This is a genomic window from Arthrobacter sp. TmT3-37, from assembly GCF_054510835.1.
On sequence record NZ_JBTNDU010000012.1, the window covers coordinates 24,614 to 39,661 of the forward strand.

Here is a 15,048-nt window from a genome sequence, read left to right on the forward strand (position 1 = left end):
GTTGGAGGCGTCAGACCCAAAACGAGGTGCCCCGGCCGCCGGAAGGAGGCGCTAGGGCAGCTCGATGACCTCGTTCTTACCGGAGTCCGGCTTGCTGCCAGTCACCAGGCCCTTGACCATCTTCACGGCCGAGACGACGCGCGGCGCATCCATGGACCAGTATTCGGCGGTGTCGGCGTCGACGTGGATGAGTGCGACGGCGGGATCGTCGCGGCCGTTCTCGAACCATGCGGACACCGAGGGACCCCACAGCTCGTCGATCTTGGCCTGGTCCTTGGTCAGGGTCGCCGTGCCGGCGATGGACACGTAGCCCTTACCCGTGTTCGCGGTGACATTGACCTGCGGGTTCGCGCGGATCTCGTCGGCCTTCGGGGACGGATCCTCGGTGAAGAACCAGAGATCGCCGTCGAAGTCCCTGGCCTGCAGGGCCAGTGGCCTGCTGACGAGCTTGCCGTCCAGGCTCACCGTCGTGAGATTGGCGATGTCGGCCTTGCCGAGGATGTCCTGCACTTCCTTCAAACCGTCCTGCTGGTCTGCCACGTCTGCTCCTTCGTGAGGTCTGCTGCGTATTTACTAAGCCTACGCACTATTCGTTCGGGGGGCCCGCTGAGTGACGAAGAACTCCCTGAGCAGGCGCGCGCACTCGTCGTCGCGGACGCCCGGGAACACCTCGGTCCAATGGTTCAGGCGGCGCTCGCGCAGCACGTCGAACACCGACCCCGAGGCGCCCGCCTTCTCGTCCCAGGCCCCGAACACGACGCGCGGGATGCGGGCCAGGACGGAAGCCCCGGCGCACATTGCGCACGGCTCGAGGGTGACCACCAGCGTGCAGCCTTCGAGCCGCCAGGCGCCGAGCTGTGCAGCGGCTGCGCGGATCGCCTGTACCTCCGCGTGCGCGGTCGGGTCGCCGAGTTCCTCGCGCTGGTTCCACCCGGTGCCCAGCACGTCACCGCCAGGGCCCACGACGACGGCGCCGATCGGGACATCGGAGCTCGCGAGCGTCCGCACGGCCGCATCCAGAGCCAGCCCCATCCACGCCCGATGCTCGGCGTCCATGGCACGGGGGAAGGGGGTCATGGGCTCAATGGTACTTTTGACGCATGCGCGTACTGGTAGTCGACCACCCCCTGGTAGCCCACAAACTGACGGTTCTCCGGGACAAGGACACGTCGTCGCCGGTGTTCCGCCTCCTCACCGAGGAGCTCGTCACCCTGCTGGCCTACGAGGCCACACGCGACGTCCGCGTCGAGACCGTGTCCATCGAGACACCCGTCACGAAGACGGAGGGAACGGGGCTGGTGAAGCCCACGCCGCTCGTCGTCCCCATCCTGCGTGCCGGCCTCGGGATGCTCGAAGGCATGACGCGCCTCGTGCCGACGGCGGAGGTCGGCTTCCTCGGCATGGCCCGCAACGAGGAGACCCTCGAGGCCATCACCTACGCCGAGCGACTGCCGGACGATCTCACCGGGCGCCAGGTCTTCGTCCTCGATCCCATGCTCGCGACCGGCGGCACGCTCCGTGAGGCCATCAAGTTCCTCTTCGCGCGGGGTGCAGCGGACATCACCTGCATCTGCCTGCTCGCCGCTCCCGAGGGCCTCGCGACCCTGCAGGAGGAGCTGGACGGCCGCAATGTCACCATCGTGCTGGCTTCGATCGATGAGAAGCTCAACGAGAAGTCGTACATCGTGCCGGGCCTCGGGGACGCGGGAGACCGCCTCTACGGCGTCGTCGGCTAGCCGGACCCCGGAGCGTCCGGGCAGGTCCGGCCCACGGCAGGAGCCGGACGACTTCCGTCGGAAGATCGCTGAAGGGTTGCGCCGGCGCGGTCGACGGGGTCGAATAGGGCGATGACCAAGGACATCAGCGCGACCGAGTCGAGTACCGAGGGCGGTCTGAAGCGGGCGATCGGTACGCCGCTGTTGTTCGCATTCATCGTCGGAGACACCCTCGGAGCCGGCATCTACACCCTCGTCGGCACCATGGCCGACGACGTCGGGGGCGTGATCTGGCTCCCGCTGCTCATCGCGCTGGTCCTGGCGCTCCTCACCGCGGGGACCTATGCGGAACTGATCACCAAGTATCCGCACGCCGGCGGGGCGGCGCGGTACGTCGAGCGGGCCTTCAACATCCCCTACCTCTCGTTCCTCGTCGGGTTCCTCATGATGGCCTCGGGCATCACCACGGCCGCTGCCCTGGCGAACGCCTTCGCCGGTGACTACCTGGCTGCACTCATCGACGTACCGGCTGCTCCGGCCGCAGTGGTCTTCATCATCCTGCTCACGCTGATCAATCTGCGCGGCGTCCGGGAATCCCTCGCCGCGAACCTCGTCGCGTCCGTGATCGAGGTGACCGGCCTGGTGCTCGTGATCGTGCTCGCCGCCGTCGTCCTCGGGAGCGGGAACGGTGAGCCTGCCCGGCTCCTCGAGTTCGCTCCGGACGTGCCTCCGCTGCAGGGTGCCTTCGCGGCATCCGTCATCGCCTTCTTCTCCTTCCTCGGCTTCGAAGCTGCCGCCAACATGGCGGAGGAGGTACGCAATCCGTCGAGGGCCTACCCCCGAGCCCTCTTCGGCGCCATCGGGACCGCCGCGGTCGTCTATCTCCTCATCGCCCTCGGCGCGGTCATCGTCCTGCCGCCGGCCGAACTCGCCGAGTCCACCGGACCGCTGCTCGCCGTCGTGACCGCCAGCGGCGTCGGCATCCCGCCCTGGCTGTTCAGCCTCATCGCGCTTGTCGCCATCGCCAACGGCGCCCTGCTGTTCATGGTGATGGCGAGCCGGGTCGGATACGGCCTCGCGGAGGCCGAGCTGCTGCCGCGGGCGTTCAGCCGCGTGCTGCCCGAGCGCCGCACGCCGTGGGTGTCGATCGTCGTCGTCGCCGCTCTGACCATCGTGCTCTCACTCGTGGGTGATGTCGGCACGCTGGCCGAGACCACCGTGCTGCTGTTGCTCCTGGTGTTCCTGTCGGCCAATGTGAGCGTGCTCGTCCTCAAGAAGGACAAGGTCGACCACCCGCACTTCTCGGTACCGCGGGTCGTGCCGATCCTCGCGATCATCGCCAGCATCGCCCTGCTGACCCAGCAGACCGGCGTGGTCTGGCTCGGCGCCATCGGGTACGCGGTGGTCGGATCGTTGCTGTTCCTCGCCGCCCGTGCCGGTCGCAAGCGCCAGGAACGAGTCTCCGCCTAGCCGGGGCGCTGCCTCCGGCCCTTCAGGTGCCTGCAGGGCCCTCAAGGGTTGCGTCTGCCATCCGCTCGTGCGGGCTCCGGCGTGCGTTCGGGCCGCGTTCGTTGTATGGACGGAAGGCGGCAGGACCCGCCGGGGACCGGACGGATCGCCGCGTCGTCGCGGTGGCACGCTCTCGCGTCCATCAGCCGTCCGCCACGCCGAGTGCTCGCATGCTGGACATTCGGGCATTGTTACTTGCGCGTAGGCGATTGTTACATGCAATAATTCGAAATGTGAATACCAACTCACCCGCATCTGCAGCGGTAGTTCCCTCCCTGGACGCCACGTCCGGAGCGGACCTCCGCTGTTATCGAATGCACGCGTAACGGTTATACCCAGACCCTCTTTACGCACTTCAAGCCCAACGGCGGGCATCCTTCTTCATCCCGACCGGGCACATCCCGCATTCGAGCCGCGATGACGGCATACTTCACGAGGTTGTTTTCATGTCAGTAAATCCGGGCTACGTCCATATCTCCCTCCGCTCCCCGCAGAACCGGCAGGCACGCCAGCAGTTCGCTCCCGCCTTCAACGCCCACGCGCCGCAGGTTCCCCACCCCCATTCGCGCCTCCAGGCGGTTCCCGGCGGAGACGCCGCCCAGCCGCTGAGCGCTCCGATCCCCGTGGTCACGCCGAACGGCGTTCCCGGACCGCAGGCGGTCACGGGTGATACCACTGCTCGGGGCTTCGTGCTCTACGTCGCGCTCGACGAGGCCACCGCAGCAGCCGCGGGCACCACGTTCGCCAAGCTGGCGCAGGATGTCCGGTCCTACGTGCGGTCCCTGGTCCCGACGGCGGAGAGCCACGCAGCGGTCGCGCTGGCTCCGGCAGACGCGCCGGGTTCGGACATCGACGTCGTGCGTGCGGCACTCGGCGACCCGACGGTCGCCCGTCGACCCCGTGCCGACGCCATCCCGGCACCGTCGCAGGCCCAGCCCGCCCGCCCCACGGGCGTCCTCATCGATCTGTCGCGCCGCGAGGTGCACCTCGACGGTGAGACGCTGAACCTGACCTTCAAGGAGTTCGAGCTCCTCAACTACCTCGTGGAGAACGCCACGCGCACCGTGGGCCGCGAGGAACTCCTCAGTGGACTCTGGCGCAATGCCGACGAGGTACCGAACGAACGCACCATCGACGTCCACATCCGGCGCCTCCGCTCGAAGCTCGGTCGCCTGGCCAACACCGTCCGCACCGTGCGGGGGCAGGGCTACCGTTTCTACGACCACCCCGAAGTGGTCGTCTGGGCCGCTCCCGAGTACTCCATCTAGGCTCATGCCCGGCCGGGGGAGGCCATAGACTTCGGATCATGGCCTCCCACCACCTGAAGAAGCTTCTGCTGCTGCGCCACGCGAAGGCCGAGTTCCAGGAGGGCGTCCCCGACCACGAGCGCTCGCTCAGTTCGAGGGGCCACGCGGACGCTCCGCTGGTGGGTCGCTGGATGCTCGACCACGACGCCGTCCCCGACTTCATCCTCGTCTCCACCGCCCTGCGCACACGACAGACGTGCACCTGGGTGTGCAAGGAACTCGGCGATAAGGCGCCCACGCCCAAGCTGGAGGACGACCTCTACGCCGCACGGCCGTCGGAGATCCTCTCCCTGATCAACCACGTGCCGCCGACCGTCACGAGCCTCCTCGTGATCGCCCACAATCCGGGCATCCAGGAGCTGGCGATGCGCCTCGCATCGGTCCGGTCGAGCGAGCGCGCCGTCATGGATCTCGCCACCGACTACCCGACGGCAGGTCTCACCGTGATGACGTACGACGGCGAATGGGCCGAACTCGACGGACGCGACGCCGAGGTCACCGACTTCGTGGTCCGCCGCGCGTCGAGCCTTCGCTGACCCCTGCTACATCCCGTACTTCTCCAGCAGGCGCAGCCAGACCTCGCTGACGGTCGGATAGGCCGGCACGGCGTGCCACAGCCGATCGAGGGGCACTTCCCCGACGACGGCGATGGTCGCCGAGTGCAACATCTCGGAGACATCCGGTCCGGCGAACGTGACGCCGACGAGCACCTTCCGGTCCTCGTCGACGACGATCTGCGCCCAGCCGCTGTAGTCGTCGGAATGGAGCGACGATCCGGCCACAGCGATCTCGAGTGATGTCTCGGAGGCGTTGACGCCGTCCTTCCGCGCCTGCTCGAGCGTGCGTCCGACCATGGCGATCTCCGGATCGGTGAAGACGACCTGCGGGACCGCCCTCCGGTCCGCGGTCGAGGTGTAGGGGCTCCAGTCCTCCGCGTGGTTCCCGAGTGTTCCTTGCGCGCGGGCGGCGATGGCGTCGCCCGTCATGCGGGCCTCGTACTTGCCCTGGTGCGTCAGCTGGACGATGCCGCCCACGTCACCGACGGCGTACAGCCAGCCGCCGGCGTCGGGCACGCGCCCGGTGTCGTCCCGCGTGAGCTTCTTCGGATCGAGGCCGATGCTCTCGAGTCCGATACCGGAGGTGTGCGGGTGGCGGCCCGTCGAGACGAGCAGCTTCTCGGCGGTGACGCTCCGGCCCTCGCCGATGTCGAGCACGAACAGGCCGTTCTCCTTGCGCACCGAGGTGGTGGCGGTGTCCGTGTGCACGGTGAGCCCCTCGGTGCGCAGCGCGTCGAGGACCAGCCCCGAGGCCTCCGGCGGGTAGTTGCCGAGGATGCCGCTCCGCGCGATGACCGTGACCTCCGCGCCGAGCCGCGCGTAGGCCTGCGCGAGTTCGACGCCGGCCACCCCGCCACCCAGGACGGCGAGGCTGGCGGGGACCTCCTTCGCGGACGTCGCCTCCCGGGTGGTCCAGTAGTCGAGGTCGGCGAGGCCGTCGATGGGCGGGATCGTCGGCGTCGAACCGGTGGCCAGGACGACGGCGTGCCGGGCCTGGTAGGTGGTCGTCGAGCCATCGCCATGGGTGATCTCCACCTCGCGCTCACCGGACAGTTTCGCCCAGCCCCGCTCCAGGGCGATGCCTGCGGAGGCCACCCACTCCTCCTGGGAGGAGTCATCCCAGTCCGAGGTGAACGAGGTGCGGCGGTCGAGGACCTGCCCGGCGTCGAGGGTCCCCGTCACTGCCTCGCGCGCACCGGGAACACCGCGCGCGGCTCGGAGGACGGTGCCGGGGCGCAGGAGGGCCTTGGACGGCATGCAGGCCCAGTAGGAGCACTCACCACCGACGAGGTCGCTCTCGACGAGCACCGCCGAGAGGCCCTTCTGGACTACGCGGCCCGCCACGTTCTCCCCGACGGCGCCGGCGCCGATCACAATGACATCGATGGTCTTGGCTTCACTCATGGGCCGAGCCTTCCACCGACACGGCGAAGGATCAACCCGACGCAGAAAGGCCCCGACCGGAGCCGGGGCCTTTCGATGGTTCAGGGAACCGTTGTGCGCGCGAAGGGATTCGAACCCCCAACCTTCTGATCCGTAGTCAGATGCTCTATCCGTTGAGCTACGCACGCATCCGCAGGTCGTCGATCCGCAGTGCGAACCAGTCCTACAAGCGGGCCGTTTGGCCGTAGACAACTCTAGCGTGGATTCGCCGCGGCGCCTAATCAGCTGTGTGACGCGAGGAAAGCTAGACCGGTCTATGTGACCTTTGTCACAGCAAGGAGCGACGTAAGCGTTGGACATCGCCGCCGTGACGCGGATCCCCGGGGTGCTGTGCCTATTGTTTCCGGGCCCACGCCCTTGCCTGAAATGTCCCACACCTAGCATCGATACACATCGAGCACCCCCAACGAAGGGAAGAGTAATGGGCGATCCCGTACGAGAGCTTGCGGTCGACACACCACCCACGGGTTCCGAGGTCGGAGCACCGGCGGTCGGGTCCGGTTCCGCGCCGACCACGCACGCCGGCCTGCTGGCCTGGGTGCGGGACGTGCAGGAGCTGACGCAGCCTGCCGAGGTCGTGTGGGTCGATGGCTCCGAGGCCGAGAACACGCGGCTCGCGGACGGACTCGTCGAGTCCGGGACGTTCGTGCGGCTGAACCCCGAGATCTTCCCCAACTCCTTCGCGGCCTTCTCGGACCCCAAGGACGTGGCCCGGGTGGAGGAGCAGACGTTCATCTGCTCGAAGGACGAGCGGGAGGCGGGCTTCACGAACAACTGGATGGACCCGGCCGAGATGAAGGCCAAGCTCAAGGGTCTCTTCGCCGGATCCATGCGGGGCCGCACGATGTACGTCATCCCCTTCGTGATGGGCCACCTCGACGCCGAGGACCCCAAGTTCGGTGTCGAGATCACGGACAGCGCCTACGTGGTGACTTCCATGCGCATCATGGCGACCATCGGCAGCGCGGTCCTGGACCGGATGACCGAGCTCGGCGCCCCGTTCGTGCCCGCGCTCCACTCCCTCGGCGCCCCGCTCGAGCCGGGCCAGGCGGACGTGCCATGGCCGTGCAACGACGACAAGTGGATCGTGCACTTCCCCGAGGAGCGCTCCATCTGGTCCTACGGCTCCGGGTACGGCGGCAACGCCCTGCTCGGCAAGAAGTGCTACGCCCTGCGCATCGCCTCGGTCATGGCCCGCGACGAGGGCTGGCTGGCCGAGCACATGCTGATCCTCAAGCTCACCTCGCCCCAGGACAAGACCTACTACCTGTCCGCCGCGTTCCCGTCGGCCTGCGGGAAGACCAACCTCGCGCTGCTCGATCCCACGATCGAGGGCTGGAAGGTCGAGACCCTGGGCGACGACATCACCTGGATGCGCTTCGGGAAGGAGGGCGAGCTGCGCGCCGTCAACCCCGAGGCCGGACTGTTCGGCGTGGCCCCCGGCACCGGCTGGCACACCAACCCCAACGCGATGCGCGCCATCGCCAAGGGCAACTCCGTCTTCACGAACGTCGCCCTGACCGACGACGGCGGCGTGTGGTGGGAGGGCATGACCGAGGAGGTTCCGGCGCACCTGACCGACTGGCAGGGCCGGGACTGGACCCCGGACATGGACCACCCCGCGGCGCACCCGAACGCCCGGTTCTGCACGCCCATCGACCAGATCGACATGCTCGCCGAGGAGTTCAACCGGCCCGACGGCGTGGAACTCTCCGCGATCCTGTTCGGCGGCCGCCGCAAGACGACCGTGCCCCTGGTCACGCAGTCCCGTAACTGGGCCAACGGCATCTTCATGGGCTCCACCCTGTCCTCGGAGACCACGGCCGCCGCTGCCGGGGAGGTGGGGCGCGTGCGCCGCGACCCGATGGCCATGCTGCCGTTCATCGGGTACGACGCCGGCGATTACCTGCGCCACTGGCTCACCCTGAGCGCCGGGGCGGACCAGGCCCGGCTGCCCACGATCTTCCTCGTCAACTGGTTCCGCCGCACGGCCTCGGGCGGTTTCGCCTGGCCGGGCTTCGGCGACAACTCGCGGGTGCTCAAATGGGTCATCGAGCGGCTCGAGGGCACGGCCGACGCCGTCGAGACCCCCATCGGTTTCGTCCCCACCGGCGACGCCCTGGACCTCACGGGCCTGGACATGACCCCGGCCGAGGTCGAGGCCGCCGTGCACGTCGACGCGGTCGAGTGGGCCGAGGAACTCGACGGGATCGAGCAGTGGTACGCCCGCTTCGGTGGATCCCTGCCGACCGAGCTCAAGGATCAGCTCGAGGAACTCAAGGAACGCTTCAGCAACGCCTGATCAGCCCCTGGAGATGCGAGAGGCCCCTTCCGCCGGAAGGGGCCTCTCATCGTCCTGGTGTCTGGTGCCGGATGCCTGATGCTGGGTGGCGGGGCCGCTAGGCGCGGATGACGGCGAGGACGCGCTGCACGAGGTCGTCGAGCGTCTGCGGATCCACGGCCTCCGCATTGAGGCGGAGGTATGGCTCGGTGTTCGACGGGCGGAGGTTGAACCACCAGTTGCCGTGGCCGGGCGTGAAGGTGAGGCCGTCGAGGTCGTCGACCACCACGCCCGCCTGCTCGAACTCCGCGCGGGCCCGGGCGATCGATCCCGGCACGTCCTCCACCTTCGAGTTGACCTCGCCGGAGGAGAAGTACGGCTCGTACTCGCGGCCGAGCTCGGACAGCGGGCCGTCCTGCTCGCCGAGGGCGGCCAGGACGTGCATGGCGGCCAGCATGCCGGTATCGGCATTCCAGAAGTCACGGAAGTAGTAGTGGGCCGAGTGCTCCCCGCCGAAGACGGCGCCCTCCGCCGCCATCACGGCCTTGATGAACGAGTGGCCCACGCGTGTCCGCACCGGACGGCCGCCGTCGTGCAGGATCAGCTCCGGCACCGCACGGGAGGTGATCAGGTTGTGGATGACGACCGGCTCTGTCTCACCGGCGGCCTGGGCGCGGGCGATCTCGCGCCGGGCCACCATCGCGGTGATGGCGCTGGGGGAGACGGGGTGGCCCTGTTCGTCGATGATGAAGCACCGGTCTGCATCGCCATCGAAGGCGATCCCGATGTCGGCGCCGTGCTCGACGACGGCGGCCTGCAGATCGCGGAGGTTCTCCGGCTCGAGCGGATTGGCAGGGTGGTTGGGGAACGAGCCGTCGAGCTCGAAGTAGAGCGGGACGATCTCGAACGGCAGGGCGGGGAGGATGCGATCGCCGAGGACGGCGGGCGTCGTGAGGCCGGCCATGCCGTTGCCGGCGTCGACCACGACCTTGAGCGGGCGCGACGACGAGAGATCCACCTGCGTCCGGAGGAACCGGGAGTACTCCTCGAGGATGTCGCGGACGCTGGTCCTGCCCTGGACCTCCACAGCGGGGATCGAGCCCTCCTCGAGGTAGCGCTCGGCCCGTTCCTGGACGTCCTTGAGTCCCGTCTCCGAGGAGACCGGAACCGCTCCGGGGCGCGTCATCTTCATGCCGTTGTACTGGGCGGGGTTGTGGCTGGCGGTGAAGGTCACGCCGGCCAGGTCCAGGGTGCCGCTCGCGTAGTACAGCTCGTCGGTCGAGATGAGGTCCAGGAAGAGGACGTCGGCCCCGCGCAGGGTCGCACCGTCCGAGAACGCCTTCGAGAATTCGGGGGAGGAGGGGCGCATGTCGCCACCGACGAGGATCGTCTGGCCGGCCAGTCCCAGCGAGTCCACGAAGGCCGCTCCGACGGCCCTCACCGAGTCCACCGTGATGGTCTCGCCGACGATGCCGCGGACGTCGTAGGCCTTGAAGGACGCAGAAAGATCGAAGGTTGTAGTCACGCTCCGAAGTGTATCGGGTGGCATCACACCGTCCGTTGCGCACATGGTGATCCCCCGACGGTGGCTGTCGGAGGTGGCTGGGATACTGGGTGGATGTCGCCGACCACCACGCTGAACGAGCAAGCAACCGCCATCCTGCACACCCTCGTCGGGTCGCCGGACGCGCACTTCCACGAGGGGCAGTTCGAGGCCATCGAGGCCCTCGTCGAGGGTGGACGTCGTGCACTGGTGGTGCAGCGGACGGGCTGGGGCAAGTCCGCCGTGTACTTCGTCGCGAGCCTGCTGCTCCGCGCGCGGGGTGCTGGTCCTACACTCATCGTCTCGCCCCTCCTCGCCCTCATGCGGGACCAGGTGGCCGCGGCGGCACGGGCCGGCGTCCGCGCCGAAGCGATCAACTCGGCCAATCAGACCGAGTGGCAGGAGATCACGGCCAAGCTTCAGGCCGATGAGGTGGATGTCCTCCTCGTCTCGCCCGAGCGGCTCAACAATCCGTCCTTCCGGGAGCTGTACCTGCCGGAGCTCGTGCGGCGTACCGGCCTGCTCGTCATCGACGAGGCGCACTGCATCTCGGACTGGGGCCACGACTTCCGGCCCGATTACCGGCGTCTGCGCGAGCTGATCATGGGGCTTCCGCAGGGCGTCCCGGTGCTCGCGACCACCGCGACGGCGAACTCCCGTGTGGTCAAGGACGTCGAGGAGCAGCTCGGGGCGGGCGGCACGGATGTCTTCACGCTGCGCGGCGAGCTGGCACGGAAATCCCTCCGGCTCGGTGTGCTGCGCCTGCCGAGCCCCCGGTCACGCCTCGCGTGGCTGCTCACGCACCTGTCGGACCTGCCCGGGAGCGGCATCATCTACGCCCTGACGGTGTCTGCGGCGGAGGACACCGCGCGCCTGCTGCGTGAGAACGGGCACGCCGTCCGCGCCTACACGGGACGCACCGATCCGGCCGACCGCGAGGCCGCGGAGACGGCGCTGAAGAACAACGAGGTGAAGGCCCTGGTGGCCACGAGCGCTCTCGGGATGGGCTTCGACAAACCGGACCTCGGATTCGTGGTGCACCTCGGGGCGCCGTCCTCGCCCGTCGCCTACTACCAGCAGGTGGGACGGGCCGGCCGCGGGACGCCGAACGCCGACGTGCTGCTGCTGCCGGGCGCCGAGGACCGCGACATCTGGGAGTACTTCGCCACAGCCTCGATGCCCTCCCAGGATGCAGCCCTCCGGGTACTCGACGCCCTGGAACCCGGCATCGTGCTGTCCACGCCGGCCCTCGAGACCCGGGTCAACCTGAAGCGCTCGCCGCTCGAACTGCTCCTCAAGGTGCTCGACGTCGACGGCGCCGTCCGCAAGGTGACCGGCGGGTGGGAGAGCACGGGGGTGCCCTGGACCTACGACGCCGAGCGGTACCGACGCATCAGCGAGGCGCGGATCGTGGAGCAGCGCTCCATGCTGGACTACGAGAACACCACAGGCTGCCGCATGGAATTCCTGTCGGCGTCCCTCGACGACCCTTCCGCCACGCCCTGCGGGCGCTGCGACAACTGCGCGGGGCCCTGGTACTCGGACGAGGTGGCCCACGAGGCATCGGACTCCGCGAGTCAGGCCCTCAGCAGGGTCGGCGTGGAACTCGAGCCGCGCGGCCAGTGGCCCAGCGGGATGGACAAGCTCGGTGTCCCCCTCAAGGGGAAGCTCAAGCCGAACGAGGTCAGTCTGCCCGGCCGCGCCCTGGCCCGTCTCACGGACCTCGGCTGGGGCAACCGGCTGCGTGAGCTGATGTCCGATGCCACCCTCGACGCTCCGCTGGACCCTGCTGTGATCGACGCCGTCGTGCGGGTCCTCGCGCAGTGGGGATGGGAGGAGCGGCCCGTCGCCGTGGTCAGCATCCCCTCCAGGCGGCGCCCGGAACTGGTCGGGTCGCTGGCGCAGGCCCTCGCGACCGTCGGCCGCATCCCCTACCTGGGGCGGCTGGACACACCGCACGGCTTCCCGCAGGGACAGCCCGGCGGCAACAGCGCTTTCCGCCTGGCCTCCGTCTGGGACCACTTCGCCGTTCCCGACGAGGGTGCCGCCTGGTTCGCGGCGAACCCCGGGCCCGTGCTGCTCGTCGACGACTTCGCCGACAGCCGGTGGACCATGACCGAGGCAGGGCGGGCGCTGCGCACCGCCGGGGCATCCAGCGTGCTGCCGTTCGCCCTGGCGCTGAAGGCCTGACCCGGCCCTGATCCAGCCCGGGCGCTGCCCGGCGTCCGGGACCGGGCCAGGGTGCTGCCCGGGAATCCGCGTCGGTCCCGGCACGGTCGCATGGTCGGCGAAACGAAAAGACCCCCGCAGCTGCGGGGGTCTTTCAGCGGAGACGGGGGGATTTGAACCCCCGGTAGGCTTTAGGCCCACACTTCATTAGCAGTGAAGCCCATTCGGCCGCTCTGGCACGTCTCCATCGGCTATCTCTAGCCTCCCAAGGTTACCCAGAAGGTGACGGCAAGAGCAAAACCGCGGCTGCGGTCCGCACTGTGGGGCCGCATTGTGGGGCCGCACTGTGGGACTGTGCAGAGGATGCCGTCAGAGCGAGCCTGTGAGCGCGCGCCAGAGGAACTCGAAGCTCATCGCGTGCATGCGGGCCGCCTGCCGGTTGTCGGCTGCGCCGGCATGCCCACCCTCCAGCGCTTCATGGAACCAGACGTCCTGGACGCCGAGGTCCTTCATCCTCGCTGCCATCTTGCGGGCCTGGACCGGGCCCACGCGGTCGTCGCTCGTCGCCGTCCAGATGAGGGTCTTCGGGTACGCGACGTCCTCGCGCAGGAGGTGGTAGGGCGAGAAGGTCTGCACGTACTCCCATTCCTCCGGCTTGTCGGGGTCACCGTATTCGGCGATCCAGGAGAAGCCGGCGGACAGTTTCGTGTAGCGGCGCATGTCCAGCAGCGGCACTCCGCACGAGATCGCACCGAACAGGTGCGGGTAGGTGGTGAGCATGTTGCCGACGAGCAGCCCGCCGTTGCTCCTGCCCGTGCAGCCCAGCAGCGCCGGCGAGGTGACCCCCCGCCGCACCAGGTCCTCCGCGATCGCCGCGAAATCCTCGTAGGCCCGGTGCCGGTCGGCATGCAGCGCGGCTCGGTGCCACTGGGGCCCGTACTCGCCCCCGCCGCGGATGTTCGCCAGGACGTAGACGCCGCTTCGGCCGTCCTGCGTGATGCGCTCCAGCCACCCGCGGCCGATCACGCCGCTGTAGGCCGGGGTCATGGAGTGCTCGAAGCCGCCGTAGCCGGAGAGCAGCGTCGGGTTGCCGCCGTCGAGCGCAAGGTCCTTCGCCGCGATCTGGAAGTACGGCACGCGCGTGCCGTCGCTGGACACGGCGAAGTGCTGCTCCACGGCGTAGAGATCCTCGTCGAAGTAGGAGGGGGAGGATTTCACCGCGGTGGACTCCCCACCGATCGTGCCCCGGTACAGCGTCGACGGTGTCAGGAAGCCGGTGGCGACGAGCCAGTAGTCGTTGCCTGCCGCGTCGTCCTCGTCGTCGACGGCATAGGCATCGACCGAGTGCAGCGGCGGGCAGGCGTCGAGGAGCTCGGCCGCCCAGTCCTTCGCCGGGTCGAGGATACGGATCTCGGACGACACGTCGTGCAGCAGGTTGAGCAGCAGGTAGTCGCGGGTCCAGCTCCAGGACTGCAGCGACGTGGACGCGTCCGGCACGAACACGGTCACGAAGGAGCGGTCCCCGGCGAGGAAGGACTCGAGCGGGATGACGAGCAGTGACCCGGCACCGTGGGTCGTGGATCCCGTCGTCCAGTCGGTGCGGGGCCGGATGATCAGCCACTCGCGGTGCAGCGAGATGCTGGCGTCCTCCGGCACCTCGATCAGGTGCCACGCGTCGTCCTGCCGCAGGTAGCTCCGGCGCGTGTAGAAGTCGATGGTGTCCACCGCGAGGTCCCTCTCGAACCCGGGGGTGGAGTCGTGCAGGACGAGGGCCATCATGTGGTCCTCGTCCACCGCGAAGTACTCTTCGGCCGACCCGAGGTCGCCGCCGCGCCGGAGCGTCCGCACGGTCCGCGGGTAGGAGCTGGACGTCATCGACCCGGGACCGAAGTCCGTACCCACGTACAGCATGTCCTCGCCGGCCCAGCTGATGCGGCTCTTCGCCGTCGGGATGTCGAAACCGGCCTCCACGAAGGAGAGGGTCCCGAGGTCGAACTCGCGGTACCGGGTCGCATCGCCGCCGTCGGGGGAGAGCGCGACGAGCACCCGCGCGTGGGGCGCGCTCTCCGCCGGCCGGAGGAAGAGGGCACCCGCCCAGACCCACTCCGTTCCCTCGGCTGCACTGAGGGCGTCCACGTCGAGGAGGAGCTCCCAGTCGGGGTCGTCGGAGGCGTAGCTGTCCCACGACGTCCGGCGCCAGATGCCCTGGCGGTGCTCGGCGTCACGCCAGAAGTTGTAGTAGAAGTCCCCGTGCTTCCCCGCCATCGGGATGCGGTCGGTCGAGTCGAGTACTTCGAGGATGCCCCGCTCGCGGTCCTCGAAGGCCGGGGTCACCAGGGCGTCCTCGGTCAGGGCGTTCTGCGCACGGACCCACTCGAGCTGCCTGTCACCGTAGATGTCCTCGAGCCAGAGGAAGGGGTCGTCCGTTGTCGCGGTGGTCTCCGTCGGGTGCGTCATGGGGCAATCCTATGCAGGGCGTTCCGGGCGCTGCCATCGCAGCCCCCTGCCACCGGGCAGGGCGGGG

Annotated in this window: 11 protein-coding genes and 2 tRNA genes; 6 read left to right on the forward strand and 7 right to left on the reverse strand. The window is 68.8% G+C overall.

Annotation, left to right across the window (positions count from 1 at the left end; translation table 11 throughout):
* Window positions 1-51 precede the first annotated feature (51 nt).
* Both ACX80U_RS13960 and tadA read right to left on the reverse strand, forming a co-directional pair.
* Window positions 52-540, reverse strand: a complete 489-nt coding sequence (locus tag ACX80U_RS13960) for a pyridoxamine 5'-phosphate oxidase family protein (RefSeq protein ID WP_133080361.1) — start codon at window positions 538-540, stop codon at window positions 52-54.
* Between the two features lie 39 nt (window positions 541-579).
* Window positions 580-1,077 carry a tRNA adenosine(34) deaminase TadA gene (gene tadA / locus ACX80U_RS13965; RefSeq protein WP_459268886.1) on the reverse strand — a complete coding sequence of 166 codons (498 nt, stop codon included), beginning with the start codon at window positions 1,075-1,077 and terminating at the stop codon, window positions 580-582.
* A gap of 23 nt (window positions 1,078-1,100) precedes the next feature.
* Between tadA and upp the strand changes: the two genes are divergently transcribed.
* From upp to ACX80U_RS13985, 4 genes are all read left to right on the forward strand, one after another.
* Window positions 1,101-1,736 (forward strand): uracil phosphoribosyltransferase, encoded by a 636-nt coding sequence (gene upp / locus ACX80U_RS13970; RefSeq protein ID WP_133080363.1) that lies wholly within the window; start codon window positions 1,101-1,103, stop codon window positions 1,734-1,736.
* Between the two features lie 111 nt (window positions 1,737-1,847).
* The gene (locus ACX80U_RS13975) at window positions 1,848-3,185 is read left to right on the forward strand and encodes an APC family permease (protein ID WP_208740511.1); all 1,338 of its coding nucleotides are present in this window, start codon (window positions 1,848-1,850) and stop codon (window positions 3,183-3,185) included.
* A 485-nt stretch (window positions 3,186-3,670) separates the two neighbouring features.
* A complete protein-coding gene (locus ACX80U_RS13980; RefSeq protein WP_459268887.1) occupies window positions 3,671-4,492 on the forward strand; it encodes a winged helix-turn-helix domain-containing protein in 822 nt (273 codons plus the stop codon).
* Window positions 4,493-4,530: 38 nt separating this feature from the next.
* The gene (locus ACX80U_RS13985) at window positions 4,531-5,067 is read left to right on the forward strand and encodes a SixA phosphatase family protein (RefSeq protein WP_459268888.1); all 537 of its coding nucleotides are present in this window, start codon (window positions 4,531-4,533) and stop codon (window positions 5,065-5,067) included.
* Window positions 5,068-5,073: 6 nt separating this feature from the next.
* On the opposite strand, the gene ACX80U_RS13990 is transcribed toward ACX80U_RS13985, so the two are convergent.
* Together ACX80U_RS13990 and ACX80U_RS13995 are read right to left on the reverse strand one after the other, a co-directional pair.
* The gene (locus tag ACX80U_RS13990; RefSeq protein ID WP_459268889.1) at window positions 5,074-6,492 is read right to left on the reverse strand and encodes a dihydrolipoyl dehydrogenase family protein; all 1,419 of its coding nucleotides are present in this window, start codon (window positions 6,490-6,492) and stop codon (window positions 5,074-5,076) included.
* 94 nt (window positions 6,493-6,586) lie between these two features.
* Window positions 6,587-6,659 (reverse strand) — tRNA-Arg (locus ACX80U_RS13995).
* 293 nt (window positions 6,660-6,952) lie between these two features.
* Between ACX80U_RS13995 and ACX80U_RS14000 the strand changes: the two genes are divergently transcribed.
* Window positions 6,953-8,833, forward strand: coding sequence for a phosphoenolpyruvate carboxykinase (GTP) (locus tag ACX80U_RS14000; protein WP_133080368.1), 1,881 nt, complete (start codon window positions 6,953-6,955; stop codon window positions 8,831-8,833).
* Between the two features lie 97 nt (window positions 8,834-8,930).
* Here ACX80U_RS14000 and ACX80U_RS14005 read toward each other — a convergent pair whose 3' ends face one another.
* Window positions 8,931-10,337 (reverse strand): phosphomannomutase/phosphoglucomutase, encoded by a 1,407-nt coding sequence (locus ACX80U_RS14005; RefSeq protein WP_459268890.1) that lies wholly within the window; start codon window positions 10,335-10,337, stop codon window positions 8,931-8,933.
* Window positions 10,338-10,430: 93 nt separating this feature from the next.
* On the opposite strand from ACX80U_RS14005, the gene ACX80U_RS14010 reads away from it, so the two are divergent.
* Window positions 10,431-12,545 (forward strand): RecQ family ATP-dependent DNA helicase, encoded by a 2,115-nt coding sequence (locus tag ACX80U_RS14010; RefSeq protein ID WP_459268891.1) that lies wholly within the window; start codon window positions 10,431-10,433, stop codon window positions 12,543-12,545.
* Window positions 12,546-12,682: 137 nt separating this feature from the next.
* On the opposite strand, the gene ACX80U_RS14015 is transcribed toward ACX80U_RS14010, so the two are convergent.
* Together ACX80U_RS14015 and ACX80U_RS14020 are read right to left on the reverse strand one after the other, a co-directional pair.
* Window positions 12,683-12,770: transfer RNA gene (locus tag ACX80U_RS14015), tRNA-Ser, on the reverse strand.
* A gap of 123 nt (window positions 12,771-12,893) precedes the next feature.
* Complete coding sequence (locus tag ACX80U_RS14020; protein WP_459268892.1) at window positions 12,894-14,981, reverse strand: prolyl oligopeptidase family serine peptidase; 2,088 nt, start codon at window positions 14,979-14,981, stop codon at window positions 12,894-12,896.
* Window positions 14,982-15,048 lie beyond the last annotated feature (67 nt).